Raw genomic sequence first — 26,137 nt, 5'->3', positions numbered from 1 at the left:
CGCCGCACGCCGTGCCGCCGATGCTTTCACAAGAACACTTCACCGTCCTGGAGGATTTTTCATGACCGAACGCTCTGGCGCTCAAGTCCGCGCCGCGCGCGCATTGATCGGCGCCACTACCGCCTGGCTCGCCCTCACGGCCCTGCCCGCCCACGCTGCGAACGACGAACTCACGCTCTACACGACGCGCGAGCCCGCACTGATCCAGCCGCTGATTTCTGCCTTCAGCGCGCAGAGCAACGTCAAGGTCAACACCGTGTTCGTGAAGGACGGCCTGCTGGAGCGCGTCAAGGCCGAAGGCGCCCGCTCGCCGGCCGACGTGCTGATGACCGTGGACATCGGCGCGCTGATGGACCTCGTCGACGGCGGCGTGACGCAGCCCGTGAAATCGCCCGCGCTCGAATCGGCCATTCCGGCCAACCTGCGCGGCGCCGACGGCCAGTGGTTCTCGCTCTCGCTGCGCGCGCGCGTGCTCTATGCCGACAAGGCCCTGCCGCTCACGAGCTTCCGCTACGAAGACCTCGCCAGCCCGAAATACAAGGGCAAGGTCTGCATCCGCGCCGGCCAGCACCCCTACAACACCGCGCTGGTCGCCGCGCTGATCGCGCACGACGGCGAAGCCAAGGCCGAGCAGTGGCTGCGCGGCGTCAAGGCCAACCTGGCGCGCAAGGCCACGGGCGGCGACCGCGACGTGGCGCGCGACATCCTCGGCGGCATCTGCGACGTGGGCCTGGCCAACTCGTACTACGTTGGCCAGATGAAGAGTTCCAAGGAAGGCACCGACGCGCGCAAGTGGGGCGACGCCATCAAGGTGGTGCGCCCGACCTTCGCCAAGAGCGGCGGCACGCACGTCAACATCAGCGGCACGGCCGTGGCGAAGAACGCGCCGCAGCGCGCCAACGCGGTCAAGCTGCTCGAGTTCCTGGTGTCGGAGCCGGCGCAGGCGCTGTATGCGCAGACCAACTACGAGTACCCGGTGCGCAAGGGCGTCGCGCTCGACCCGATCATCGCGTCGAGCATCGGCGAGCTGAAGGCCGACCCGCTGCCCGTGGCCGAGATCGCCAAGTACCGCAAGCAGGCCAGCGCGCTGGTCGACAAGGTCGGCTTCGACCAGTGACGCAAGCGGCCGGGCACGCCTTCCCGGTGCCTGAGGAAGCATGCGAATGACACGACGCCAGCTCCCGGGCCTGCACGCCGCAGGTCCGGTCTGGCGTCTTGCCTCGTTCGCCATCGCCGTCGGCGTGCTCGCACCGGTGCTCACGCTGGTGTGGCTCGCCTTCGGCTCGGGCCTCGGGCACTGGGGGCCGCTGTTTGCGAACGTGCTGCCGCAGGCGGCGCTCAACACGGCCATGCTGCTCACGGGCGTGGGCGTGCTGGTGCTGGTGATCGGCACCGGCTGCGCGTGGCTGGTGACGGCGCATGACTTCCCGGGGCGCGGCGTGCTGCACTGGGCGCTGCTGCTGCCGCTGGCGATGCCAACCTACATCGTCGCCTTCGCGTACCTCGACCTGCTGCACCCCATCGGCCCCGTGCAGGGCGCGATCCGCTGGATGCTGGGCTTCGACAGCCCGCGCCAGTTCCGCCTGCCCGACCTGCGCTCGATGCCCGGTGCAATCTTCGTGCTGGGCTTCGTGCTCTATCCGTACGTCTACATGACGGCGCGCGCGATGTTCATGACGCAGCCGGCGCACCTGATGGAAGCGGCGCGCACGCTCGGCGAGAGCCGGCGCGGCGCGTTCTTCCGCGTGGCGCTGCCGCTGGCGCGGCCGGCGCTGGCCGTGGGGCTGAGCCTCGCGCTGCTCGAAACGCTCAACGACATCGGCGCCTCGGAGTTCCTCGGCGTGAACACGTTGACGGTGGCGGTCTACACGACGTGGATCACGCGCTCCGACCTCGCAGGGGCTGCGCAGATCGCGTGCGCGATGCTGTTCGTGGTGGTGGCGCTGGTCTGGCTCGAACGCAATGGCCGGCAGCACCAGCGCTTCGGCTCGGCGCAGCGCATGCGCGCGGTGCAGCCGCGGCGGCTGCACGGTGGCGCGGCGTGGGCCGCCAGCGTGGCGGCGGCGCTGCCGGTGCTGATCGGCTTCGTGGCTCCTGCGTTCTACCTCGTGCGGGAAAGCTTCAAGCGGCTGCATCAGGGCGGCGGCATTTCCCAAGGCCTGGTCGCGAGCCTCGGCAACACGCTGGCGCTGGCTTCGGGTGTCACCGCGGCCGCAGTCGCGGCGGGGCTGGTCGTCGCCTGGGCCTCGCGCAGCCAGGGCGCGGGCCTCGCCAACCGCGCGCGATGGCAGGCGCGTGCGGCGACGCTGGGCTACGCGGTGCCGGGCACAGTGCTGGCCATCGGCCTGCTCACGCCGGCGCTGGCCTTCGACAGCGCGCTCGCCACGGCATTCGGATGGCAGGGCCTGCCGCTCATGGGCGCGGGCATCGTGCTGGTCGTGGCCTGCGCGATCCGCTTTCTCGCGATGCCGGTCGGCGGCATCGAGGCCGGCCTCGCGCGCATTCCGCCTGCCATCGAACAGGCTTCGCGCCTGCTCGGCGAAACCACCGGCGGCACGCTGCGCCGCGTGCACCTGCCGCTGCTGCGCCCCGCCATCGCCACGGGCGCGCTGCTGGTGTTCGTCGATGCGATGAAGGAACTGCCGGCCACGCTGCTGCTGCGGCCCGCCAATTTCGACACCCTCGCCACCTGGCTGTATGCCGAGGCCGCGCGCGGCACGTATGAAGAAGGCGCGATTGCCGCGCTCGCCATCGTGCTGGCCGGCCTGCTGCCCGTCCTGCTGCTCGCGCGCAACCAGCTGGGCGCGCCTTCGGCCGCACCCGGCCCCGACCAGACACCATGAGTTCCCCCCTGCACCTCGATGCGATCCAGCTCGCATACGACACACCGCGCGGCCCACACACGGTCGTCGACGGCTTCTCGCTGGCATTGGACGCCGGCGAAATCGGCTGCCTGTTCGGCCCTTCGGGCTGCGGCAAGACGACGGTGCTGCGTGCCATCGCAGGCTTCGAGCCCGTGCGCGCCGGCACGGTCCGGCTCGGCGACGTGCTGCTCTCGTCCGCGCAGAAGCACCTGCCGCCCGAGCAGCGGCACGTGGGCATGATGTTCCAGGAGTACGCGCTGTTCCCGCACCTGTCGGCGGCGAAGAACGTGGCCTTCGGCCTGCGCCGGCTCGGCCGCACGGCGCAGCAATCGCGCGTGGCGGAAATGCTGGCGCTGGTCGGCCTCGCCGACGCGGGCGAACGCTATCCGCACCAACTCTCCGGCGGCCAGCAGCAACGCGTCGCACTGGCCCGCGCGCTCGCGCCCTCGCCCGCCCTGCTGCTGCTCGACGAGCCGTTCTCCAACCTCGACGGCGGCACGCGCGAGCGGCTGGCTGCGGAGGTGCGCGGCATCCTCAAGCAGGCCGGCCAGACCGCCATCCTCGTCACGCACAACGAGGCCGAGGCGCACGCCATGGCCGACCGCATCGGCGTGATGCACGGCGGGCGCATCACGCACTGGCTCGACGCAGCGGCGTAGCACACGAGGCCCATTTTCCGAATGGGCTTTCCGGGAAAAGGTTGTTCCGGTCCGCAAGAATCGCGGCCTTCCAGACACATCCATCACCCAGGAACGGAAAGCCCCATGACGCAAGCTCTCACCCTCGTCAGCCACCTGCTGTGCCCGTACGTCCAGCGCGCCGCGATCGCGCTGCATGAAAAGGGCGTGCCCTTCGAGCGCGTCGTCATCGACCTCGCGAACAAGCCCCAGTGGTTTCTCGACATCTCGCCGCTCGGCAAGGTACCGCTGCTGAAGGTGCGCCGGCCCGACGGCAGCGAGGCCGTGCTGTTCGAGAGCAACGTGATCTGCGAGTACCTCGAGGAGACACAGCCCGGCGCCCGCCTGCACCCCGAAGACCCGCTCCAGCGCGCCGAACATCGCGCGTGGATGGAGTTCGGCTCGGCCATCCTCGGCGACCTCTGGGGTTACGAGACCACGCAGGACGCGGCCGTGTTCGAGCAGAAGCGGCTGGCGCTCGTCGCCAGGTTCGAGCGCGTGGAAGCTGCGCTGGCAGCCTCGGGAGAAGGTCCCTACTTCGCCGGCCAGAACTTCAGCCTCGTCGACGCGGTCTTCGCACCGGTGTTCCGCTACTTCGAGGTGTTCGACGCGATCAGCGACTCGCATGTCTTCGACGCACTGCCCAGGGTCAAGGCCTGGCGCAAGGCGCTGGCGGCCCGCCCCAGCGTGCGCGATGCGGTGGTGCCTGAATATCCCCGGCACCTGATGGAATTCCTGAAGCGCCACCAGGCCCACCTGCTGACACTGGCGGCTTGATCGTCGCGGCGGGAGGCAGACAATAGCGGCCTCCCTTTCTTCACGCCCAACGGCCCCCACGAGATGCGACTCCTCCACACCATGCTGCGCGTCGGCAACCTCCAGCGCTCCATCGACTTCTACACCAAGGTGCTCGGCATGAACCTGCTGCGCACCTCGGAGAACCCCGAGTACAAGTACAGCCTCGCTTTCATCGGCTACGGCAAGGGCAACCCCGAGCAGGCCGAGATCGAGCTCACCTACAACTGGGGCACCGAGAGCTACGAACTGGGCACCGCCTACGGCCACATCGCGCTGGGCGTGCCCGACGCGTACGCGGCCTGCGAGAAGATCAAGGCCGCGGGCGGCAACGTGACGCGCGAGGCCGGGCCGGTCAAGGGCGGCACCACCGTGATCGCGTTCGTGACGGACCCCGACGGCTACAAGATCGAGCTGATCCAGCGTGACGAAGGCGCCGCCGGCGGCGGCCTGCGCTGATGACTCGCCGCGTTGCCCTGCTGCGTGGCGTGAACGTCAACGGCATCGCGATCAGGAGCGCCGACCTGAAGGCGCTGTTCGCGGAAGAACTCGGCTTCGGCGCGGTGCGCACCGTGCTCGCCAGCGGCAACGTGCTGTTCGACACCGACGAGCGCGATGCCACCGCATTGCGCAAGCGCATCGAGCAGGCGCTGCGCAAGCGATTCGGCTACGAGGCGTGGATCGTGCTGCTCACACAGAAGCAGGTGGCCGACGTGGCCAAGGCCTATCCCTTCGAGCGCATCGACGACGAGCGGCATCCCTACATCGTGTTCGGCTCGGACACCGCGATGCTCGACGAGATCGTGGAGAAGGCCGGCACCGTCGATGCCGACGTCGAACAGATGGAGCCCGGCAAGGGCGTGCTGTACTGGCAATGCCCGCGCGGCGAGAGCCTCGATACGCCGGTGGCCAAGCTGCTGGCCAAGACGCGCTACAAGTCGAGCACCACCACGCGCAACCTGCGTACGGTGGAGAAGCTGCTCACCGGCTGATCAGCAGCCCAGCAGGTCGGCCAGCGCCTCGATGTCGCGCGCATGCAGGTTGTTGTCCGGCTGCGGCGACACGTCCTTCGGCTTGGCGCGGCCGAATTCGTGCGGGCGCTCGATGTAGGCCGTCTTCAGGCCGCACACGCGCGCGGCGGCCAGGTCGTCGTGGTGCGCGGCGGCCAGCATCACCTGACCGGGCGTTGCATCGAACACACCCGCCACGCCGAGGTAGGTGCGCGGGTCGGGCTTGTAGGCCTTGAACACCTCGGCCGACAGCACGCAGTCCCAGGGCAGGCCCGCACGCTTCGCCATCTCGGTGAGCAGGCCGATGTTCCCGTTCGACAGCGTGCAGATGGTGAACTTCTTCTTGAGCCGCGTGAGACCCGGCACCGAATCGGGCCAGGCCGGCAGGCGGTGCCAGGCGCGGCTCAGGTCGCGCCTGGCGGCCGTGTCGAGGCGCTCGGACAGGCCGAAATCGCGCAGCACCTGTTCGAGCATGCTCAGGTGCAGCTCGTCGAGCAGCGTGAAGCCGCCCTCGCCCGCGGCAATGCGCTCCATCACGGCCTTCATCGCGGGCTGGTAGCCCGCGCGCCACGCCAGCGCGAAGGCCGCGCCGTCCACGCCCGGCAATGCGCGCTCGACCTCGGCGGCAATGCCGCTGTGCCAGTCGACCACCGTGCCGAAGACGTCGAACGCGATGACCTTCAGGTCGCCCGCGTCGAAATCGGCGCGCATGATCAGCGCGGCAGCTGGCTCGCGGCGCGTGCCAGCTGCTCGATGCGGGCCCAGTCGCCTTCGCGGATCGCGTCGGTCGGCACGATCCACGAACCGCCCACGCAGGCCACGTTCGACAGCGCGAGGAACTCGGCCGCGTTGCCCGCCTGGATGCCGCCCGTCGGGCAGAAGGTGACGTCGCCGAACGGACCCTGCCAGGCCTTGAGCATCGGCAGCCCGCCGGCCTGCAGCGCGGGGAAGAACTTGAGTTGGGTGTAGCCGTCTTCCTGCGCCATCATGATCTCGCTGCCGGTGGCCACGCCGGGCAGCAGCGGCAGGCCGAGGTCGTGGCAGGCCTTGCCGACCGCACGCGTGTAGCCCGGGCTCACGCCGAACTTCGCGCCGGCCAGCGCCGAGGCCTGGGCATCGGCCGCGCTGCGGATGGTGCCGGCGCCGGCCACGGCCTCGGGAACGTCCCTGGCAATGGCTTCGATGCACTGCAGCGCCTGCGGCGTGCGCAGCGTGACTTCGAGCATGCGGATGCCGCCAGCCACCAGTGCACGAGCGAGAGGGACGGCGTCTTTCACGTCGTTCAGCACGATGACCGGAATGACCGGCGCATCGCGCATGACTTCGAGGGCGGTGAGTTTCTTTGTCATTTCATAGCTCCATTACTTCAAGCACATCCGCGATCCTGAAAATCGCGGTGCTCAATTCCAGAAACGCCGCGGAACCGGCTTTGCCGGGCCACCGGTGTTGTCCCCGGAAGGGGGAAGGCGAAGCGGCACGAAGCGCGCGCAGCCTGGGGGCGAGCCCGATTACAGCCATGAGCAGGCTCCCTCTTCGGCAGTGAGTGCATTGCGGCGCATGCCGGCGAACAGTTCGCGGCCGAGGCCGTGTCCATCGGCGATGCGCTGCGCTTCGGGCAGCGTCGCGGTTTCGCGCGCGGCCCATTCGTCTTCGGGCAGCAGCACGGCCAGCGTACCCGCTACCGCATCGAGGCGGATCAGGTCGCCGTCGCGCACCTTGGCGAGCGGGCCGCCCGCAGCCGCTTCGGGCGAGACGTGGATGGCGGCCGGTATCTTGCCCGACGCGCCGCTCATGCGGCCGTCGGTGACCAGCGCCACGCGGAATCCCTTGCCCTGCAGCACCGACAGCGGCGGCGTGAGCTTGTGCAGCTCGGGCATGCCATTGGCCTGCGGGCCCTGCCAGCGCACCACGCAGACCACGTCGCGCTCGAGTTCGCCGGCGGTGAAGGCCTTGTGCAGCGCGGCCTGCGAGTCGAACACGCGCGCGGGCGCTTCGATGACATGGCGGTCGTCGGGCACCGAGGACACCTTGATGACGCTGCGCCCGAGGTTGCCGCCCAGCAGCTTGAGGCCGCCGGTGGCACTGAACGGATTCGCGACCGTGCGTGTGATGGCTTCGTTCTTCAGCGGCGCCGCGGGACTCCATTGCAGGCGCTGTTCGGCGCCATCGCCCGCCAGCGCCGGGATGTTCGCGTATTCGCGGATGCCCCCCGCGCGCACCGTCAGCACGTCGGCATGCATCAGGCCGGCGTCGACCAGTTCGCCGATCACGAGGCCGGGACCGCCCGCGGCCTGGAACTCGTTCACGTCGGCGCTGCCGTTGGGATACACGCGGCTCAGCAGCGGCACCACATCGGAGAGCTTCGAGAAGTCGTCCCAGTCGATCACGATGCCGGCGGCGCGCGCCACGGCCACCCAGTGGATCAGGTGGTTGGTGGAGCCGCCCGTGGCCAGCAGCGCGACCATGGCGTTGACGATGCAGCGCTCGTCCACCATCTCGCCGATGGGCGGGCACTGGAAGGAAATGTCGCTCGCCTTGCCCAGCACGGTGCGCACCGCTTCGCGCGTGAGCGTTTCGCGCATCGCGTCGCCGGGCTGGATGAAGGCAGTGCCGGGCACGTGCAGGCCCATGGCCTCGAGCAGCATCTGGTTGCTGTTGGCGGTGCCGTAGAAGGTGCAGGTGCCCATCGTGTGATAGGCCGCCATCTCGGCGTCGAGCAGGCCCTGGCGGCCCACGAGGCCTTGCGCCGCCTGCTCGCGCACCTTCGATTTGGCATTGTTCGACAGGCCCGAGGGCATCGGGCCGGCGGGCACGAACACGGTCGGCAGGTGGCCGAAGTGCAGCGCGCCGATCAGCAGGCCCGGCACGATCTTGTCGCACACGCCGAGCAGCAGCGCGCTGTCGAACATGTCGTGCGTGAGCGCGACGGCCGTGCTCATGGCGATCAGGTCGCGGCTGAACAGGCTCAGTTCCATGCCGGGCGTGCCCTGCGTGACGCCGTCGCACATGGCGGGCACACCGCCGGCCACCTGCGCGGTGGCGCCGAGTCGGCGGGCCTCGTGCTTGATGATGTCGGGGTAGCCCTGGTACGGCGCGTGGGCCGAGAGCATGTCGTTGTAGGCGGTGACGATGCCGATGTTGGGCGCGCGCTCGGCCACCACGCGGAACTTGTCGTTCGCCGGAATGCCGGCCACGGCGTGCGCCACGTTGGCGCAGCCCATGCGGTCTGAGCCGCGGTCGCGGTCGCGGATTTCGGCGAGGCGGGAGAGGTACGCGCTGCGCAGCCCCTTGCTGCGCTCGCGGATGCGATCGGTGACGTCGCGGACGATGGGGTGTGTGCTGCTGCTCATGGGGTCGGTGGCTCTTGCTGCGTGCCGCCAGGGCGGCTGTGGGCCTGGAGACCCATGGTAACAAGCCGGGCACGAAAGCCCGATGAAATCCGGGTGCCCGCCAATACGAATCCTCTCATCCGCGCCCCTGCAGGGAAGCACCCATGAAAAAGCCCGGCGTCACCGGGCTTCTTCTGCTCTTGCAGCCGATGCGCGCGGCGCTCAGTCCACCAGCTTCACCTCGACGCGGCGCGCCTCGGCATCGTTGCCCGAGCCGGCCGTCACGGCGGGCCTTTGCAGGTCGACCTTGGCCGCCGGCACGCCCAGGCCCACGAGCACGTCGCGCACCATCTCAGCGCGCTTCTTCGCGAGCTGTTCGTTGATGGCGGCGTCGCCGGTGGTGTCGTGGAAGCCCGAGACCACCGCCTTGCGGCCGCTCTCGACGCCCTTGATGACCGCGGCCAGCGCCTCGGCGGCGCCGGGTGCAAGGTCGGCGCTGCCGGTCGCGAAGTAGAAGTTCACCACGCCGTCGACCACGCGGATGCTTGCGCCGTCGGGGATCGTGACCGTCACGGTCTCGGTGACCTCGGCCACCTTGGGCGCGGCGCCGGGGGCCGGCGCCGAGACCACCACCGCCGCGGGAGCGGCGGCGGCCTGCGCGACCGCGGGGTTGTGGCCCCTGTGCCAGAGCACGATGCCGACCACGAAGAAGATCACCAGGGCGATCAGCGCCATGACGAATCCGAGGATGAAATTCTGCTGGCTGTCGTCATCGCTCATCGGGGATCTTGCTCCATAGGGAAGGGGTAGGTAAATAATGGTGCGGTGAACCATGATCAGGAAATTGTAGGCGGCGGTCCCGGCATCCCCATGTCGGACCCTGCGCCGAACCCCGGTCCGCCGGGACTCGACCCCATGCCCAAACCCCTGCGCGATCCGCAGCCGATGCTCGAGCGCGCCATCGCCGACTGGGGCGGGCATGAGGATCTCTGGCTCTTCGGCTATGGCTCGCTGATCTGGCGGCCCGAGTTCGACTTCGTCGAGCGGCGCCAGGCCTGGGTGCGCGGCTGGCATCGCGCGCTGAAGATGTGGAGCCGCGTGAACCGCGGCAGCGTCCAGGTGCCCGGCCTCGTGTTCGGACTGCTCTCGGGCGGCAGCTGCCGTGGCATGGTGTTCCGCGTGCCCAGGGCCGAGGGTCTGGAAACGCTGCGCCGGCTCTGGCTGCGCGAGATGCCGACTGGCGTGTACGACCCGAAATGGCTGCGCTGCGGCACGGCCGAAGGGCCTGTGCGCGCGCTGGCGTTCACGCTGTCGCGGCGCAGCCCCAACTTCACGGGCGAGCTCAGCGACGAGCGCTACCGCCACATCTTCGCCAACGCCGTCGGCCGCTACGGAACTTCGCTCGACTACGCACGCCAGACGCTGCTCGAACTGCAGCGCCACTCGATCCACGACGCGGCGCTGGCCCGCCTGGTGGCGCTGGCCGCCGTTCAGGAACAGCAGCGCCAGCAGCAAACCGAGGCCGCCGCCGATTGCGGGGCGCCGCAGCCTCCGGTATATGTTCCGGGGTCTTCAGACTCTTCTTCCCAACCTTCCGAATCATCCAAGGAAAACACATGACCCAACGTCGTCTCGCCGCCGCCGGCGCCGCCCTCCTCGCCTGCGCCCTTCTCGCCGCCTGCGGCAGCATGGGCGGCAAGCCGAGCACCGCCGTCGAGCTGGTGCCGACCGGCGCCATCACGCCCAACCCGACGCGCGGCACGGTGACCTTCGCCGCGCTCGACCACGGCGTGCGCGTGTCGGGCGAAGTGCGCGGGCTGGCACCGGGCAGCGAGCACGGCTTCCACATCCACGAGAAGGGCGATTGCGGCAACAACGGCGACGCCTCGGGCGGCCACTTCAATCCGACCGGCGGCACGCACGGCAAGTTCGCCGCCGCGGGCAGCCATGCCGGCGAACTGCCGAGCCTGGTGGCCGATGCCAGCGGCGTGGCCCGCTTCAGCGTGGAAGACCACTCGATCTCGCTGACGGACGGCGCCGCCAACAACGTGGTGGGCCGCGCCCTGGTGGTGCATCGCGACCGCGACGATTTCACGACGCAGCCGTCAGGCAACTCGGGCCCGCGCATCGCCTGTGCGGTGATCACCAAGCCCTGATCGAAACGGGCGGCAAAAGCTAGGCGCCCTCGCGCGCCAGCCACAGCGTCTCGGCCTGCGCCAGCGCCTCGGGTGTGTCGATGTCGGTGATCACGCCGACGTCGTCCACCACCAGGTCGGCCACCGAATCGATGGCACGCATCGACCGCAGGATGGACGATGCGCCCAGGCTTCCCTCCAGCATGGCGAGTTGCGCACCGCACCCGGCGGCAAAGCCCACCGGATGGCCGCGCTCGCCCCGGTACTGCGGCTGCACGGCATTCACCCGGCCGCCCAGGGCTGCTGCAACAGCCTGCAGCGTCGCGGGCTGCACCAGCGGCAGGTCGCCCGGCAGGATCAGCCAACCCGCCGCATCGGGCGTTGCGCGCACTGCGGCCGCGATCGAATCGCCCATGCCGGGGTGCCCCGCATCTTCCACGTGCCATGGCAGGCCGCTGGCGCGCACCGCGTCGAGCGTGCGCTCCAGCACCGGCCTGCCGGCGAGCAACGCCTTCAGCTTCGAGCCCGCGCCACCGGCCGCGATGAAGCGTTCGCCGCGGCCCGAGGCCAGCACGATCACCACCGGGGAATTCACCTTCATGGTCGTCATGGGCCGAGTATGTGCGCAACAATCCCGGCATGACCTCCCCCCTCTCCAATGACGCACTGGCGGCGCTGCGCAAGAGCTACGAGCGCGCCGAACTCGGCGAAGCCCACAGCGCCGGCGATCCGCTGAAGCAGTTCGAGCGCTGGCTCACCGAAGCCATCGACGCGCAGGTGCCCGAGCCCAATGCGATGACGCTGTGCACCGTGGGCAGCGACCTGCGGCCGTCCAGCCGCATCGTGCTCATCAAGGGCTACGACGCGCGCGGCATCGTCTGGTACACCAACTACGAGAGCCGCAAGGGCCGCGAGCTGTCGGGCAATCCGTATGCGTCGCTGCAGTTCCACTGGGTCGAACTCGAACGCGTGGTGCGCATCGAGGGCCGCGTCGAGAAGGCAGGCGCCGAAGAGAGCGACGCCTACTTCGCGAGCCGCCCGCTCGATTCGCGCATCGGCGCCTGGGCCAGTCCGCAGAGCGAGGTGATCAGCGGACGCGACGTGCTGGTGAAGAACGCCGCCGTTGCCGCGGCCAAGCACATGCTCTCGCCGCCGCGCCCTCCGCACTGGGGCGGCTACCGGCTGGTGCCCGACCGCTGGGAGTTCTGGCAGGGCCGCAAGAGCCGGCTGCATGACCGGCTGCGCTACCGGCTCGACGGTAGCGACTGGGTGCGCGAGCGCCTGGCTCCGTGAGGCGGATCGTCGTCAGGCCTCGCAACTCACGACTTTGAACTCGACGCGCCGGTCCAGCGCGTCGCTCGCATCGTCCGCCCCCGTACCGACGATGTTCTCGCGGAAGCCCATGCCCGATTCCCGCAGCTTCTTCGACAGGGGCGCCGCCTCGCCCACCAGCCGGGTCTTCACGCTCACTGCGCGCTGCAGCGACAGCCGCTCGTTCACCGCCTCCGAGCCCGTGCGGCTCGTGTGGCCCGTGACCACCACGCACGAATCGATCTGCGCCGCCTGCCGCGCGATCTGGCGCAGCCACATCGGATAGGCGGCGCTGATCTTCGGATCGGCGAGGAAGTCGGTCGAGCCCGGCTTGAACAGGAACTTCACGCTCAGGTTGTTGGTTTCGAGCCCCAGCCGCGCGATGGTGCCGAAGGTCTTCTCGGCATCGGCCGTGCGGCCGAGTTGCGACTGCGTGAGGTACAGCCCGCTGTAGATGCGCAGCTGCTGGCCGTCGGGCCGCTTCGATGCAGCCTCGTAGCGGCCGAGCGCCTCGCTCATGCGGCCGGCCTCGTAGGCGGCGGTGGCCTCCTGCAGCACGGTCGAGGTCGGCAGGCGCTCCAGGTACAGCGCGTCCGCGGCCTGGCCGGGCTGGGTCTCGGCGGTGCGGATGTAGCCCTCGACGCCGCGGTCCTTGCCATTCACCGGGCTGTCACGGAAGAAGGCGGTGGGCCGTGTGTCGAGCGTGGCATCGCTGATGCGCGTGACCGACTGCGCGATCACCATGCCGCTGCGGATCTCGGTCAGCGCAAGGTTCAGTCGGTACGGTGCGCCCGAAGCGTCCCTGTCGCGCACCAGCGTGCCATTGAGCACGTACTGCGCGCTGCCGATCTCGCTCGCGTTGAAGGGCGTGACGGTGAACTGCCTGAACTGCGCCTGCATGCGCTGCACGATGCGCTGCTCGGCCACGCGCGTCACCTCGGTCTGCTGGCCGCTCGCGCCTTCGAGCAGCGGGTCGATCACGATGCGGCGCTGCGTGAGCGTCGACTCCACCTTGGCCAGGAAGGCCGGCAGTTTCTGCGTCTGCACCATCAGGTCGTCCACCGCCTGGTTCACGGCCTGGTCGAAGGGCATGGCGTTGCCCGGCGCGGGGCGGTGCGCGCAGGCGGCGGCAAGCACGGCGGCGCACAGCGCGAGCGCGCGCAGCGCCAGGCGTACTCGTTGGGTGGTGATGGTCGTCATCAGCATTGGCTCCTCAATGTCTTCATGTCCTGATCCGACAGCGGCTCGCCCACGGCGGCGCGCATGTTGATCTCGCTGCAGCGCTTCGACGGCGCAGGCTTTGATACCGCCGCTTCCCGTTGCACCGGCGGCGGTGCCGACGCGGCTGGCTGTGTGCGCGTCCTGATCACCGGCCTCGGCTTCGACGGCCCCTCGTCGGCCCTTTCAGCCTTCTCGGCGGGCGGCGGCTCGGCGGGCTCGCGCGGCACGTTCGCCGACAGGCACGGCGTGCGGCACGGCCTGGCCTCGCCTGTGGCCTGCGCGGGGCGAACTTGCAGCGCGGCGATCGTCGTCGCGACCACCGCCATAGCAAGAAGGGGCGAAGAGCGCGCCGGGTGAATCATCAGCCGGCAAATGTAGGGCGGCAGAGGCCGCGCGCCATCTCTCCAAACGGCCACCCTGCCGAACGGCATAGGCGTGCGGCGAACCGCGCTAAGGCGAAAGTCTGCGAGGTTCTACGAAGAGAGAACCGAAGGGCTCAGGGCAACCACTGCACCCAGACCATCACGAGCGGGAGCGTGGCGAGCCCCAGCACCGTCGACATCGCGACGCTGGCCGTCACCAGGTCTTCGGCCGTGCGGTAGCGCTGCGAAAAGAGGAACACGTTGGCGCCGATCGGCAGCGCCGCCGCCACCACCATCACCGTGAGCGGAATGCCTCGCACGCCGAGCAGCCAACCGATGACGGCCACCAGCAGCGGATGCAGCAGGTTCTTCACCAGCGCCTGCATCAGCGCGCCGCGCCAATGCCGGCCGATGGGTGTGAGCGCGAGCGTGATGCCCACCATCACCAGCGCGATGGGGCCGAAGGCCTGGCCGAGCAACTGGATCGGCTTGTCGATGAACTCGGGCATGACCAGCCCGGTCTGCGCGAACAACAGGCCCGCGATGATCGGCAGCGGCACGGGGTGGATGATGGCGTTGCGCAGCGCACGCATCACGGTGCGTGCCATCGAGGGGCGCTTGTCTTCGCCACCGACACCCGCGTGCTCGCGCGCGACGGCCAGCTCCAGCACCACCGTGGCGCTGGTCAGGAGCACCAGCGAATGCAGCGAGATCAGCGTGAGCAGCACCACCATGCCCGCCTCGCCATACGCCAGGCCGATCAACGCGATGCCGATCATCACCGTGTTGCTGTACGTGTTGGCCAGCGCGATCACCGCCGCGGTGCGATTGAATCCGCGCAGCGCCAGCGTGGCCGCGAACAGCAGGCCCGAAGCAACGAAGTACGCCGCCACCGGCTTCAGGCTCAGCTGCTCGACGTGCACCGTGCTCATGGCGCGGAACAGCAGCGCGGGCGCGAGCAGCAGGAAGATGAGATGCGACAGGTCCTTCACCGCATTGCCGCCGATCCATCGGCGCTTGCCGGCGAGGTAGCCCGCGGCGATGAGCAGGACGACGGGGAGCAGGGAGGAGATGACGAAGGAATTCACTCGGCGAGGATAGCCCAGTGAGTGCCTTGCTCCTTCCCCCTCTGGGGGAAGGTCGGGATGGGGGCAGGCGGCACTCGCAGGAGCCATGGCCCTGTCAAAGGCCGCTTGCCCCCACCCCCTGCCCTCTCCCAACGGGGGAGGGAGCAACACAAGATCAGAACGTCACGCGCAAACCGACCTTCAGCGTGCGCCCGGGCAACGGCGCGTTCGGATACACCGTCGTCGTCAGGATCGACGTCGCGCTGTAGGCCAGCTTGTTCGTGATGTTGTCCATGCGCGCGTACCAGGTGAGGTTGGCGCGCTGCACCTTCATGCGGTAGGTGATGGCCGCGTTCCACAGCGTGTAGGCATCGGTCTCGCGCGCACCCACCGACGGAATGCGGTGCTGCGCCGCGTTGTAGTCGAAGCCGAAGCGCGCGCCCCACGGACCGTTGGCATAGGCCAGCGTCGCGCCCAGGCGCAGCGGCGCGATGCGCGGCAGCGGCTCGCCGGTGTCGAGGTTCTTCGCGCGCACGATGTCGCCGCGCCATTCGAGGTCCAGCGTGCCGGCGTCGTCCATGCGCGCGAAGCCTTCGCTGCCCAGCAGGCGCAGGTTGCCGTTGGCCTCGATGCCGGTGAAGCGTGCACGCACGCCGCTGTAGACGTACTCGGCCAGCGTATCGGTGGCGCCGGGCTCGGCCACGTTGCCTTCCTCGTCGAGGTTGCGCCCCGTCGCGGTCAGGCCAATGTAGTTGCTGAAGCGCGTGACGTAGGCGTTGACGCGGGCCGTGTTGGGGCCCGACTTCCACTGCGCGCCCAGGTCGAGGCCGGTCGACTTTTCCTTCTTCAGGTTCGGGTCGCCCACCTCCCACGCGGCGGTCGCCACGTGGGGGCCGTTGGCCAGCAGTTCGTAGTCCTTCGGCGCGCGCTCGGTGTAGGCGAGGTTCGAAGTCAGCTGCCACTGAGGCGCGAGGTTGACCAGAGCACCGAAGGCCGCGCTGTGCGGGTTGAAGGTGCGCTCGCCGACCGCAAAGCGCGTGACCGTCGGATCGTCCGGATAGCCCAGCGATCGGATGCGGACCTGCTCGGTGCGCGCGCCGAAGCTCAGCCGGCCCCACGAAGTGCCGTACTCCTCGTACATGAACAGCGCATTGGAGCGCGTACGGCTGTGCGGCGCGAAGGCCTCTTCGCCATCGGCGGCGAAGCGGTTGGTTTCGCTGCTGAAGCCGACCAGGCCCTCGAAGTTGCCGATCTTCTGGTGGCGCGCCTCGATGCGCAGGTCGTTGCTCATGTTCGAGAACGTGGTGCCGGGCGTGCCGCCCTCGAACTCGGTGTGGCGGTAATCGGTGTGGCTCAGCTTGGCGTGGATGCTGCTGATGAAGCCGCCCGGGCGCCACTCGCCTTCGAGCGCATAGCGGTCGGACTTCATGCCGATGGTGACGTCGTCCTCGGCCACGGTGCCGTAGGTGCTGCGGTAAGTGCTGACCGAGGCACCGATGTAGCCCTGGTCGAAGAACATCGTGCCGCCGAGCGCGCCGCCGTGCGCCTCGTTGGCCGAGTTGCAGATCTTGCGCGCCGTCCACGGCGAGCCGGGCTTGCTGCATTCGAGGGTGATCGGCACCGAGACGTCCTTCGAGTCGCGGTTGAAGGCGTCGACGTGCAGTGCGAAGCGGTCGCTGCCGCCTTCGAGCACCACGCCGCCATTCTTCTCCTTGTTGCCGGTGGAATAGCCCAGGTCGGCGCGGCCGCCGAAGCCGTTGATCGGCTCCGAAGGAATGCGGTTGTCGATCACGTTGACCACGCCGCCGACAGCGCTGCCGCCGTACTGCAGCGCCGACGGGCCGCGCAGCACTTCGATGCGGTCGGTGACCAGCGCATCGACAGGCACCGCGTGGTCGTAGCTCAGCGCGGAGGCATCGGGTGCGCCGCCGCCGTTCTGCAGGATGCGGATTCGGTCGCCGTCCTGGCCGCGAATGATCGGGCGGCTGGCGTTGGGGCCGAAGTAGCTGCTGCTCACGCCGGGCACGTTGTCCAGCGTTTCGCCGAGCGTCGACTGGGAGCGCAGCAGCAGCTTGTCACCCGACAGCGTGGTGGTGGGAGCGATCAGTTCGGAGGCGCCGAGCGGATTGCCGGTGACGGTGACCTCGCGCAGGCTGGCGGCGTCGGCGGGTTGGGCCTGAACCTGCGCCTGGTCCTGGGCCATGCTTGCGAAGGAGGCGAGCGAAAGAACGGCAACGCCGATGGCGTTGCGACGGAATTTGGGAGTCATGAAGGAACACTCGTTGAATCGGGAAACGACCGGCCGCCGCCCGCGCGGGAAGCGGGTGCGGCAGCCGGAACACAGGGGATTCAGCGAGTGGAAGGCGGGCCGCGCGCGTCGAACAGCGCGACCCAGCGGGCGACGGCTTCGCCCTGCAGGAAAGCAAAGACGGCCGACGGCAGCAGCATCGGCAGCACCACCAGCGGCACGCCGGGCACGCCGGATCCGTGCGAGAGCTGGTCGTACAGCCGGCACTCGGCGTCGTTGTGTTCGCCGAACAGGCTGGCCAGCTGGGGGACGGCATGCTTGTGGCCAGCCTGCGCCGCGGCGGCCGGCAGGCCCGGCACGTGCAGCGAGCGGTGCATCAACCCGAGCGTGCCCGCGAACCACACCGCGACCATCAGCGCGATGACGAGCGCGCGGGTCGAACGGGTCCGAGGCTGGCGGATGGAGAGATGCACGGGGCGAGGTACCGATCGGCGCTCAGGCCTTGACGCGCGATGCGAAGGTCTTCTGGAACTTCTCGACCTTCGGTCCCACGACGAACGCGCAGTAGCCCTGGTTCGGGTTGTTCAGGAAGTAGTCCTGGTGGTAGGCCTCGGCCGCCGAGTAGTTGGCGAGCTGCGCCACCTCGGTCACGACAGGCGAGCTGTAGGTCTTGCTGACCCCGATCTCGCGGATGACCTCCTGGGCCACCTGCTTCTGCGCGTCGCTCGTGTAGTAGATGCCGCTGCGGTACTGGGTGCCGGCGTCATTGCCCTGGCGGTTGAGCGTGGTCGGGTCGTGCACGACGAAGAAGATCTCGAGGATTTCACGCAGGCTGATCTGCGCGGGGTCGAATTCGAGCTTCACCACCTCGGCGTGGCCGGTGCGGCCGGTGCAGACCTGCTCGTAGGTCGGATTGACGGTCTGGCCGTTGCAATAGCCCGACTCCACGTCCAGCACGCCCTGCACCCGGTCGAACACCGCCTCGGTGCACCAGAAACAGCCGCCGCCGAGCACGATGGTTTCGGTGGGCGGCGATGAAGTGGACATGGTGCGGCTCCGGGAGGTTGGAAAAGGATGAGCCCGGTATTGTGGCGGCTTGACGTGACGGATATCGGTCACTACATTACTAACCCGCGAGTCATTAACATCCCATGTCCCCGCCCCGTTCCTTCGTCGACAAGATCATCTGCCCGGTGCGCGCCAAGCGTGAGCGCCGCAAAGAGGCGCGCCCCGGCGAACTGCTGGCCGCCGCACTCGACCTGTTCGTCGAAAAAGGCTTTGCCGCCACCCGCTCAGAGGAAGTAGCGGTGCGCGCCGGCGTCTCCAAGGGCACCCTCTTTCTCTATTTCCCGAGCAAGGAAGAGCTGTTCAAGGCCGTCGTCATGGAAAGCCTCGGCGGCCGTTTCACCGAGTGGAACGCCGAATTCGCGGCTTTCGAGGGCACCACGGCCGACATGCTGCGCTACTGCATGAGAGTGTGGTGGGAACGCGTCGGCATGACCCAGGCCTCGGGCCTGACCAAGCTCATGATGAGCGAGGGCGCCAACTTTCCCGATCTGGCGGAGTTCTACCGCCGCGAAGTGGTCCGCCCCGGCCACGAGCTGCTGCGGCGCATTTTCCAGCGCGGCATCGACAGCGGCGAGTTCGCTCCGATGGACGTCGACCACGCGATCTACTCGGTGGTGGCACCCATGGTCTTCCTCATGCTCTGGAAGCATTCAGCCATGGTCTGCGTCGACGGCGAATCGGCCCTCGACCCCGAAAAATACCTCGCCACCCAGGCCGAGGTGGTGATCAACGGACTCTGCGTGCGCCCCGGAAGGCCGACCGCGGCGGAGGCGTCATCGGCGACGCCTAAAATTGAAGGTTTGTCCTGAGCCCACAAGGAAAGCCACGCCATGAACCCCACCCCCACCCTCGAGCGCCTGCGCTTCAACATGATCGAACAGCAGATCCGCCCCTGGGATGTGCTGGATACCGACATCCTCGAACTGCTGGCCGAAATCCACCGCGAAGACTACGTGCCCGACGCGCACCGCACGCTGTCGTTCTTCGACATGGAACTGCCGCTGCTCGACGGCTCCGTGCCCGGCGAGATCATGCTGTCGCCCAAGGTCGAGGCCCGCACGCTGCAGGACCTGCACATCCAGAAGCATGAATCGGTGCTCGAGATCGGCACCGGCTCCGGCTTCATGGCCGCCCTGCTGGGCGCCCGCGCCGCCCAGGTGCTGACGCTCGAAATCAACCCCGTGCTGGCCGCCCGCGCCGCCGAGACGCTGCGCCAGAACGGCGTGACCAACGTCGAAGTGCGCCATGCCGACGGCGCCGTACCGCTGCCCAGCGGCCCGAGCTTCGACGTGATCGTGCTCAGCGGCTCGGTCGCGCGCATTCCGCAGAACCTGCTGGGTTCGCTCAAGGTCGGCGGCCGCCTCTCGGCCATCGTGGGCGAAGAGCCCATGATGCGCGCCCACTTCGTCACCCGCACGAGCGAAAGCAAGTGGGACACGATCCAGCCGTGGGACACCGTGGCCCCGCGGCTGCTGAACTTCCCCGAGCCCTCGCGCTTCTCGTTCTGAGCGGGCGGTCCACCGAATGATCGACCAAGTCCGCCCCACCGACCTTGCCGCCTGGTTCGCCCAGGACGCCGACGCCACCCCCGTGCTGCTCGACGTGCGCGAACCCTGGGAACTGCAGACGGCGAGCGTCGTGCCCCAGGGCTTCACCCTGGTCGCGATTCCGATGAACGAGATTCCCGGGCGGCTGGCCGAGCTGAACGACGGCCAGCCCGGACTTCGAATTGCCTGCCTGTGCCATCACGGCGCACGCAGCCAGCGCGTGGCCGCTTTCCTGAACCAGAACGGCTTTGACCAGCTCGCCAACGTGGCGGGCGGCATCGACGCCTGGTCTTCGCAGCACGACCCTTCCGTGCCGCGCTACTGATTCTTTCTCCAAGGACGTTCAATGCCTTCCAGGCCCCGGCTTTCGCCTCTTTCCGCAGCGCTCGCAAGCATCTTCGCAGCCTTGCTCGCATCGCCGGCCCAGAGCCAGACACTGAACGAACTTTATGAATCCGCCCGCGGCTTCGACGCCACCTACCAGGGCGCACGGGCCCAGTACGACGCCAGCATCGCGCGCGCCGCGCAGGCCAAGGCCGGCATCCTGCCCGCCGTGGGACTCACGGCCGGTGTGACGCGCAGCGATCTCGACATCGAAACCCTCACCGGCGCCGGCCGCGGCACCACCACGCCGCGCGACTTCAACACGCAGAACGTCGGCATCAACGCCACGCAGCCGCTGTATCGGCCGGCCAACTGGGCCACATACGAGCAGGGCAAGCGCCAGGCCGACATCGCACAGGCGGTGCTCACCATTGCCGAGCAGGACCTGATCGTGCGTGTGAGCCAGGCGTACTTCGACGTGCTCGCGAGCCAGGACAGCCTGGCGCTCGTGCGCGCGCAGAAGGTCGCCGTGGCCGAGCAGCTGGCATCGGCCAAGCGCAACTTCGAGGTCGGCACCTCCACCATCACCGACTCGCGCGAAGCGCAGGCGCGCTACGACTTGGTGATCGCCCAGGAAATCGCGGCCGAGAACGACCTGCAGGTGAAGAAGGTGGTGCTCGACCAGCTGGTCGGCCGTCCCGGCAGCGTGCCGGTGCCGCTGCGGGTGCCGGTGGTGCTGCCCACCGCCATGCCCGCGGACATCAACGCCTGGGTCGCACAGGCCGACGAGGTGCACCCCGCCATCCAGCAGGCCCGCCTGGGGCTCGACGTGGCCGGGCTCGAAGTGGAGAAGGCCAAGGCCGGCCACAAGCCCACGCTCGACGCCAACCTGGGCTACAACGTCACGCGCAACCCGACGGGCACCAGCACGAGCACCGTGGGCACACGCATCAACGCGGCCACGGTCGGCGTCACGTTCAACCTGCCGCTGTTCGCCGGCTTCGCCACCGAGAACCGCATCAAGGAAACGCTGGCGCTCGAGGACCAGTCGCGCAGCGTGCTCGACGGCACCAAGCGCAGCGTGGCGCAGGCCACGCGCGCGGCGTACCTCGGGCTCGTCTCGGGTGCGGGGCAGGTGAAGGCGCTGGAAGCGGCCGAGGCCTCGAGCCAGAGCGCGCTCGATGCCAACCGGCTGGGCTATCAGGTGGGCGTGCGCATCAACATCGACGTGCTGAATTCGCAAAGCCAGCTGTTCCAGACCAAGCGCGACCTCGCGCAGGCGCGCTACAACGTGCTGCTGGGCAACCTGAAGCTGCGCCAGGCCAACGGCACGCTGACGATCGACGACATGAACGCGATCAACGCGACGCTGGCGAGCAGCGGCAGCGTGCCGGCGGTGCCTCCGGCCACGGGGCCGGATCGCAACATAACGACGCCTGCCGTGACGCCGCCGAGCATCCCGGTGATTCCGCCGGTGCCGGTACCACCGTTCAATCCGCCGGCGCCGACGATGCCGACGGCACCGGTGCCGCCGGTGATCCTCAATCCGCCGGTGCGCTGAAATTCTTTCTCCCTCCCCTTCCGGAGGAGGGTTGGGGTGGAGGCACGGCGGCCTCGGCCCCACTGCTGCGCTCGTTGGGCGCTTGCCCCCATCCCGGCCTTCCCCCGAAGGGGAGGGAGCCATGCAAACTCAGTCGAGTGTGGGTTCGGCGCGCGGCGGCTCGCTTTCGAGCGGCGCGAGTCCCGACGCCACAGGCTCCGCCGCCTGCGCGATCGCGAGCACCGCGGCGGCCGTGCGCTCGGCCGCCCCGCGATTCGACGAAGAGAACGCCAGCGCGGCCTGCGCCATCGTGGCGCGGCGCTCGGGGTTCTCGACCAGCTTCAGCGCGGCCGTCACGGCCTGCTCCATGTTCTCGACGCGCAGCGATGCACCGGCCGCCAGCGACAGCTGCGCCGCCTCGGCAAAGTTGAAGGTCGACGGTCCCATGACCACCGGGCAGCCGCAGGCGGCCGGCTCGATCAGGTTCTGCCCGCCCAGCGGCTCGAAGCTGCCGCCCAGCAGCGCCACGTCGGCCAGGCCGTAGTACAGCGCCATCTCGCCCAGCGAATCGCCGAGCCAGATCTCTGCCTCGGCCGGCTGGCCCGCCGCGCTGCGGCGCGCCACGGCGAAGCCTTCGGCCTCGATCAGCGCCGCCACTTCGTCGAAGCGCTGCGGATGGCGCGGCACGATCATCCATTGCACGTCGTGCACGCGCTTGGCGATCGAGCGGATCGCGCCCTGCTCCGGCGGCACGGGCGAGGTCGCGCCGAAGCGCTTGAGCACTTCGAGCAGCATCCGCTCCTCGCCGTCGCGCGAACTCGCGAGCACGACCATCGGCCGAGGCAGGTGCTCGCGCAGCGAAACGGCCGCGTTCAGCTGGCGCACGTCGGGCGTGGCGTCGAACTTGAGGTTGCCGTAGATGCCGGCCACCTTGGCGCCGAGCGACACCAGCCGGTGCGCATCGGCCTCGGTCTGCGCCCACACGGCCGCGAGGGCCGAGTAGGCGGGCCGCGCGAGCCATGCGAGCCGTTCGGCCGCGGCCAGCGATTTCTCGTTGAGCCGCGCATTGGCCAGCACCAGCGGAATGCGGCGCTCGGCGCAGGCGGCGGCCATTTCGGGCCAGACCTCGGTCTCCATCAGCACGCCGATGCGCGGCTCGAAGCGATCCAGGAAACGCGCCACCGCGCCCGGTGTGTCCCACGGCTGCCAGACCTGCGTGTCGCCCGGTTCGAGCAGCTTGGCGCCTTCTTCACGGCCGGTGGCGGTGCCGTGCGTGAGCAGGATCGGGATGCCCGGGTACTGCCTGCGCAGCTCGGCGATCAGGATGGCGGCCGCGCGCGTCTCGCCGAGCGAAACCGCATGCACCCAGCATTGGGCCTTGCCGGTGGTGGCTTCGTCGTAATGGCCGAAGCGCTCTTCCACGGCCACGCCATAGCCCGGCTCGGCCTCCGCGCGGCGCCGCAGCTTGCGGCGCACGAGCGGTTGCACAACGGTGGTGAAGACGCCGTAGAGGCGCAGCAGCAGGGAACGCACAGGCTCAGTGGGACGCTTCGGCGAGCTTGGCGTCGGGCTTGGCCGTACGCAGCAGCGCGAGCATCTCGGTTTCGATGCGCTTCAACGCGGCATCGGTCTGGCCTTCGAAGCGAAGCACGAGCACGGGGGTGGTGTTCGATGCGCGGATCAGGCCGAAGCCATCGGGCCAGTCGACGCGCAGGCCGTCGATGGTCGAGACCTTGGCCGGGGCCGCGAAGCTCGCGCCCTTCACGAGCTTGTCGACCACGGTGTGCGGCTCGCCTTCGGCGCAGGGCACGTTCAGTTCGGGCGTCGAGAAGCTGGTGGGCAGCGCGTTGAGCACCTCGCTCGCGTTCGGGCTCTTGCTCAGGATTTCGAGCAGCCGGCAGCCCGCATAGGTGCCGTCGTCGAAGCCGAACCAGCGCTCCTTGAAGAAGATGTGGCCGCTCATCTCGCCGCCCAGCGGCGAATCGATTTCCTTCATCTTCGCCTTGATGAGCGAATGGCCGGTCTTGAAGATCATCGGCACGCCGCCCGCGGCCTCGATGGCCGGCGCCAGGCGCTGCGAGCACTTCACGTCGTAGACGATGGTGCCGCCCGGCACGCGCGACAGCACGTCCTGCGCAAAGAGTTGCATCTGGCGGTCGGGGAAGATGTTCTGGCCGTCCTTGGTGACGATGCCCAGGCGGTCGCCGTCGCCGTCGAAGGCCAGGCCCAGTTCGGCATCGCCCGCGGCCAGCGCGGCCATCAGATCCTTGAGGTTCTCGGGCTTGCTCGGATCGGGATGGTGGTTGGGGAAGTCGCCGTCGACTTCGCTGAACAGTTCGGTCACCTCGCAGCCGATGGCGCGGAAGATGGCCGGGGCCGATGCACCCGCGATGCCGTTGCCCGAATCGACCACGATCTTCATCGGGCGTGCCAGCTTGATGTCGCCGGCAATGCGCTTCACGTAGGCCTCGGTCACGTCGACCTTGCGCACGCTGCCGCCGGGGGCGAGTTGCGCGGTGCCGGCTTCCATGGTCTTGCGCAGGCCCTGGATCTCGTCGCCGTAGATCGCGCGCCCGGCCAGCACCATCTTGAAGCCGTTGTAGTCCTTGGGGTTGTGGCTGCCGGTGACCTGGATGCCGCTCGTGCACAGCGTGTGGGCCGCGAAGTACAGCATCGGGGTGGTGACGGCGCCCACGTCGATCACCTCGACGCCGGTGGCGACGAGGCCCTTGATCAGCGCCTCGGCCAGCACGGGGCCCGACAGGCGTCCATCGCGTCCCACGGCCACGGACTTCTCGCCGGCGGCGCGGGCGGCGCTGCCGAAGGCCCGGCCGAGCGCTTCGGCCACCTCCGCATCGAGAGTGACGGGCACGACGCCGCGAATGTCATAGGCCTTGAAGATGGACGCGCTGAGCTGCATGAAAGGCGTTTCCCTGTTGGTTTTTGGAACGAGGCATTGTAGGCAAGGCTCCGGGCGCCCACATGTCCGAAAACGGCCAGTTGAAACGAGTCGAAACCGTATCATTTCCCCATGCCCACCAGCCACACCTCCACCGAAGCGCTCGAGAGCGACGCCTGCTACCTGGCGATGAAGACGCACGATGCGCGCTTCGACGGGTCGTTCTTCACCGCCGTGACCTCCACCGGCATCTATTGCCGCCCGGTCTGCCGCGTCAAGCTGCCGCGGCGCGAGAACTGCCGGTTCTTCCGCCACGCGGCGCAGGCCGAGGCCGCGGGCTTTCGCCCCTGCCTGCGCTGCCGGCCCGAACTCGCGCCGCGCGCGGCCACCTGGTCGACCGAGGACGCCTCTCGCATCCTCGCGCTGCAGGCGGCACGACTGATCGACGAGCCCGACGCGTGGTCGGAAGACGGTCCGGGCGCTGCGCAGATCGCGGCGCGGCTCGGCGTGAGCGACCGTCACCTGCGGCGCATCTTCGAGGTGCAGTTCGGCGTGTCCCCGCTGCAGTACCTGCAGACGCGCCGGCTGCTGGCCGCCAAGCAGCTCATTGCCGACACCCGCCTGCCGATGACGCAGGTGGCGCTGGCCAGCGGCTTCGCGAGCGTGCGGCGCTTCAATGCGGCCTTCCTCGAACACTACGGCCTGAACCCGAGCGCCCTGCGGCGCGCCGGCGGTGCCACGGCCGAGGGCGGCGAAGCCAAGGCCATCGAGGTACGGCTGGGCTTTCGTCCGCCTTATGACGCCAACGCCATGCTCGGCTTCTTCGCGCGCCGTGCGCTGCGCGGCGTCGAAGTCGTCTCGACATCGGACGGCAAGGAGCCCGCCAAGGGCAGCACGCCCACTTACGTGAAGCTCACCCGCACGCTGCGCATCCAGCAGGGCGGACAGGCGCACGCAGGCTGGCTGCAGCTGCGCTTCGACCTCGAGCGCGAACAGGTGCTGCTGTCGATCAGCGATTCGCTGGCCGCGGTGCTGCCGATCGTCATCAGCCGCGCCCGCGCGCTGTTCGACCTCGACGCCGAGCCGATGGCCATCAACGCGGCGCTGCATGCGGCCTTCCCGCATGGCGACGGACTGCGCGTGCCCGGCGCGGTCGACGGCTTCGAGCTGGCGGTGCGTGCGGTGCTGGGCCAGCAGATCACGGTGGCCGCAGCGCGCACGCTGGGCTCGCGGCTGGTCGAGGCCTTCGGCGAGCCGCTTGCGACGCCCGTCGAAGGATTGGATCGCCTGTTTCCCACGCCCGTGGCCATTGCCGACGCGAGCGGCGACGCACTGGGCCAGCTCGGCATCGTGCGCCAGCGGCAGACGGCGCTGCACGCCATCGCGCGCGAGGTCGCGGCCGGCAAGCTGGCGCTGCATGCGGGCGCGGATGTGCCCTCGACCATCGCCGCGCTGCAGGAGCTGCCCGGCATCGGCGCGTGGACCGCGCAGTACATCGCCATGCGCGCGCTGCGCTGGCCCGACGCCTTCCCGGCCGGCGACGTTGCGCTGCAGAAGGCGCTGGGCGTGACCACCGCGCGCGCGGCCAGCGAGGCCTCGCAAGCCTGGCGGCCGTGGCGCAGCTATGCGGTGCTGCGGGCGTGGCACGCGCCCTCTTCTCCTTCTCCTGCCGTGGCCGCCACCGACGTGGCGATCACGGAATCCCCTCTCATCACTACGGCAGGCCTCACCGCCTGAAAT

The 26,137-nt window shown here is 69.2% G+C and carries 27 protein-coding genes; 15 read left to right on the top strand and 12 right to left on the bottom strand.

Features of this window, described 5'->3' with window-relative positions; all coding sequences use genetic code 11:
* The first annotated feature begins 61 nt into the window (after positions 1 to 61).
* The 6 genes from PMI12_RS04315 (at position 62) to PMI12_RS04290 (ending at position 5,328) form a co-directional block, all read left to right on the top strand.
* Positions 62 to 1,117, top strand: a complete 1,056-nt coding sequence (locus tag PMI12_RS04315; RefSeq protein ID WP_007829502.1) for a Fe(3+) ABC transporter substrate-binding protein — start codon at positions 62 to 64, stop codon at positions 1,115 to 1,117.
* Between the two features lie 46 nt (positions 1,118 to 1,163).
* Complete coding sequence (locus PMI12_RS04310; RefSeq protein WP_007829500.1) at positions 1,164 to 2,843, top strand: ABC transporter permease; 1,680 nt, start codon at positions 1,164 to 1,166, stop codon at positions 2,841 to 2,843.
* Positions 2,840 to 3,523, top strand: coding sequence for an ABC transporter ATP-binding protein (locus tag PMI12_RS04305; protein WP_007829498.1), 684 nt, complete (start codon positions 2,840 to 2,842; stop codon positions 3,521 to 3,523). The genes PMI12_RS04310 and PMI12_RS04305 overlap by 4 nt, the downstream gene beginning before the upstream one ends.
* A gap of 105 nt (positions 3,524 to 3,628) precedes the next feature.
* Positions 3,629 to 4,318, top strand: coding sequence for a glutathione S-transferase family protein (locus tag PMI12_RS04300; protein WP_007829496.1), 690 nt, complete (start codon positions 3,629 to 3,631; stop codon positions 4,316 to 4,318).
* A gap of 63 nt (positions 4,319 to 4,381) precedes the next feature.
* Positions 4,382 to 4,795 (top strand): lactoylglutathione lyase, encoded by a 414-nt coding sequence (gene gloA / locus PMI12_RS04295; protein ID WP_042672808.1) that lies wholly within the window; start codon positions 4,382 to 4,384, stop codon positions 4,793 to 4,795.
* Positions 4,795 to 5,328: a DUF1697 domain-containing protein gene (locus PMI12_RS04290; RefSeq protein WP_007829492.1), complete on the top strand. Its 534-nt coding sequence runs from the start codon at positions 4,795 to 4,797 to the stop codon at positions 5,326 to 5,328. Before gloA ends, PMI12_RS04290 begins: the two co-directional genes overlap by 1 nt.
* Here PMI12_RS04290 and PMI12_RS04285 read toward each other — a convergent pair whose 3' ends face one another.
* The 4 genes from PMI12_RS04285 to PMI12_RS04270 form a co-directional block, all read right to left on the bottom strand.
* A complete protein-coding gene (locus PMI12_RS04285; protein WP_007829491.1) occupies positions 5,329 to 6,057 on the bottom strand; it encodes a haloacid dehalogenase type II in 729 nt (242 codons plus the stop codon).
* A gap of 2 nt (positions 6,058 to 6,059) precedes the next feature.
* Positions 6,060 to 6,695, bottom strand: coding sequence for a bifunctional 4-hydroxy-2-oxoglutarate aldolase/2-dehydro-3-deoxy-phosphogluconate aldolase (gene eda, locus PMI12_RS04280; protein ID WP_007829490.1), 636 nt, complete (start codon positions 6,693 to 6,695; stop codon positions 6,060 to 6,062).
* A 159-nt stretch (positions 6,696 to 6,854) separates the two neighbouring features.
* Positions 6,855 to 8,696 (bottom strand): phosphogluconate dehydratase, encoded by a 1,842-nt coding sequence (gene edd / locus PMI12_RS04275; RefSeq protein WP_007829489.1) that lies wholly within the window; start codon positions 8,694 to 8,696, stop codon positions 6,855 to 6,857.
* Between the two features lie 201 nt (positions 8,697 to 8,897).
* Positions 8,898 to 9,455 carry an OmpA family protein gene (locus PMI12_RS04270; RefSeq protein WP_007829488.1) on the bottom strand — a complete coding sequence of 186 codons (558 nt, stop codon included), beginning with the start codon at positions 9,453 to 9,455 and terminating at the stop codon, positions 8,898 to 8,900.
* 135 nt (positions 9,456 to 9,590) lie between these two features.
* On the opposite strand from PMI12_RS04270, the gene PMI12_RS04265 reads away from it, so the two are divergent.
* Both PMI12_RS04265 and PMI12_RS04260 read left to right on the top strand, forming a co-directional pair.
* Positions 9,591 to 10,295, top strand: a complete 705-nt coding sequence (locus PMI12_RS04265) for a gamma-glutamylcyclotransferase (protein WP_081502616.1) — start codon at positions 9,591 to 9,593, stop codon at positions 10,293 to 10,295.
* Positions 10,292 to 10,831 (top strand): superoxide dismutase family protein, encoded by a 540-nt coding sequence (locus PMI12_RS04260; RefSeq protein WP_007829486.1) that lies wholly within the window; start codon positions 10,292 to 10,294, stop codon positions 10,829 to 10,831. The genes PMI12_RS04265 and PMI12_RS04260 overlap by 4 nt, the downstream gene beginning before the upstream one ends.
* Before the next feature lie 19 nt (positions 10,832 to 10,850).
* Here the strand turns inward: PMI12_RS04260 and PMI12_RS04255 are convergent, their stop codons facing one another.
* Positions 10,851 to 11,411 (bottom strand): nucleotidyltransferase family protein, encoded by a 561-nt coding sequence (locus PMI12_RS04255; RefSeq protein ID WP_007829485.1) that lies wholly within the window; start codon positions 11,409 to 11,411, stop codon positions 10,851 to 10,853.
* A gap of 38 nt (positions 11,412 to 11,449) precedes the next feature.
* On the opposite strand from PMI12_RS04255, the gene pdxH reads away from it, so the two are divergent.
* On the top strand, positions 11,450 to 12,103 hold the full coding sequence (pdxH, locus tag PMI12_RS04250) for a pyridoxamine 5'-phosphate oxidase (RefSeq protein WP_007829484.1): 654 nt from the start codon (positions 11,450 to 11,452) through the stop codon (positions 12,101 to 12,103).
* 12 nt (positions 12,104 to 12,115) lie between these two features.
* Here pdxH and PMI12_RS04245 read toward each other — a convergent pair whose 3' ends face one another.
* Entirely contained in the window at positions 12,116 to 13,327 is a 1,212-nt protein-coding gene (locus tag PMI12_RS04245; RefSeq protein ID WP_042672805.1) for an OmpA family protein, read from the bottom strand.
* Positions 13,328 to 13,384: 57 nt separating this feature from the next.
* Here PMI12_RS04245 and PMI12_RS04240 point away from each other — a divergent pair, with 57 nt between their 5' ends.
* Positions 13,385 to 13,699 (top strand): hypothetical protein, encoded by a 315-nt coding sequence (locus PMI12_RS04240; RefSeq protein ID WP_007829482.1) that lies wholly within the window; start codon positions 13,385 to 13,387, stop codon positions 13,697 to 13,699.
* Positions 13,700 to 13,838: 139 nt separating this feature from the next.
* Here the strand turns inward: PMI12_RS04240 and PMI12_RS04235 are convergent, their stop codons facing one another.
* The 4 genes from PMI12_RS04235 to msrA form a co-directional block, all read right to left on the bottom strand.
* Positions 13,839 to 14,792 (bottom strand): AEC family transporter, encoded by a 954-nt coding sequence (locus PMI12_RS04235; protein ID WP_042672804.1) that lies wholly within the window; start codon positions 14,790 to 14,792, stop codon positions 13,839 to 13,841.
* Between the two features lie 154 nt (positions 14,793 to 14,946).
* A complete protein-coding gene (locus tag PMI12_RS04230) occupies positions 14,947 to 17,040 on the bottom strand; it encodes a TonB-dependent receptor (protein WP_007829480.1) in 2,094 nt (697 codons plus the stop codon).
* A gap of 80 nt (positions 17,041 to 17,120) precedes the next feature.
* Positions 17,121 to 17,492, bottom strand: coding sequence for a hypothetical protein (locus tag PMI12_RS04225; RefSeq protein ID WP_042672802.1), 372 nt, complete (start codon positions 17,490 to 17,492; stop codon positions 17,121 to 17,123).
* 22 nt (positions 17,493 to 17,514) lie between these two features.
* Positions 17,515 to 18,066 (bottom strand): peptide-methionine (S)-S-oxide reductase MsrA, encoded by a 552-nt coding sequence (gene msrA / locus PMI12_RS04220; protein ID WP_007829478.1) that lies wholly within the window; start codon positions 18,064 to 18,066, stop codon positions 17,515 to 17,517.
* Positions 18,067 to 18,170: 104 nt separating this feature from the next.
* Between msrA and PMI12_RS04215 the strand changes: the two genes are divergently transcribed.
* The 4 genes from PMI12_RS04215 to PMI12_RS04200 are packed head-to-tail and all read left to right on the top strand — an operon-like array spanning position 18,171 to position 21,519.
* On the top strand, positions 18,171 to 18,896 hold the full coding sequence (locus tag PMI12_RS04215) for a TetR/AcrR family transcriptional regulator (RefSeq protein ID WP_007829476.1): 726 nt from the start codon (positions 18,171 to 18,173) through the stop codon (positions 18,894 to 18,896).
* A 21-nt stretch (positions 18,897 to 18,917) separates the two neighbouring features.
* Positions 18,918 to 19,595, top strand: a complete 678-nt coding sequence (locus tag PMI12_RS04210) for a protein-L-isoaspartate O-methyltransferase family protein (RefSeq protein WP_007829474.1) — start codon at positions 18,918 to 18,920, stop codon at positions 19,593 to 19,595.
* Positions 19,596 to 19,611: 16 nt separating this feature from the next.
* On the top strand, positions 19,612 to 19,959 hold the full coding sequence (locus PMI12_RS04205; RefSeq protein ID WP_007829472.1) for a rhodanese-like domain-containing protein: 348 nt from the start codon (positions 19,612 to 19,614) through the stop codon (positions 19,957 to 19,959).
* A gap of 21 nt (positions 19,960 to 19,980) precedes the next feature.
* Positions 19,981 to 21,519: a TolC family outer membrane protein gene (locus PMI12_RS04200; protein WP_007829470.1), complete on the top strand. Its 1,539-nt coding sequence runs from the start codon at positions 19,981 to 19,983 to the stop codon at positions 21,517 to 21,519.
* Between the two features lie 129 nt (positions 21,520 to 21,648).
* On the opposite strand, the gene PMI12_RS04195 is transcribed toward PMI12_RS04200, so the two are convergent.
* Positions 21,649 to 23,031, bottom strand: a complete 1,383-nt coding sequence (locus tag PMI12_RS04195; protein ID WP_007829468.1) for a 3-deoxy-D-manno-octulosonic acid transferase — start codon at positions 23,029 to 23,031, stop codon at positions 21,649 to 21,651.
* 4 nt (positions 23,032 to 23,035) lie between these two features.
* A complete protein-coding gene (locus PMI12_RS04190) occupies positions 23,036 to 24,418 on the bottom strand; it encodes a phosphomannomutase/phosphoglucomutase (RefSeq protein WP_007829466.1) in 1,383 nt (460 codons plus the stop codon).
* Between the two features lie 111 nt (positions 24,419 to 24,529).
* On the opposite strand from PMI12_RS04190, the gene PMI12_RS04185 reads away from it, so the two are divergent.
* Complete coding sequence (locus PMI12_RS04185) at positions 24,530 to 26,134, top strand: DNA-3-methyladenine glycosylase 2 family protein (protein WP_007829465.1); 1,605 nt, start codon at positions 24,530 to 24,532, stop codon at positions 26,132 to 26,134.
* Positions 26,135 to 26,137 lie beyond the last annotated feature (3 nt).

The organism is Variovorax sp. CF313 (genome assembly GCF_000282635.1).
Classification (GTDB): domain Bacteria; phylum Pseudomonadota; class Gammaproteobacteria; order Burkholderiales; family Burkholderiaceae_C; genus Variovorax.
This window is presented reverse-complemented; position numbering and strand designations above follow the sequence as displayed.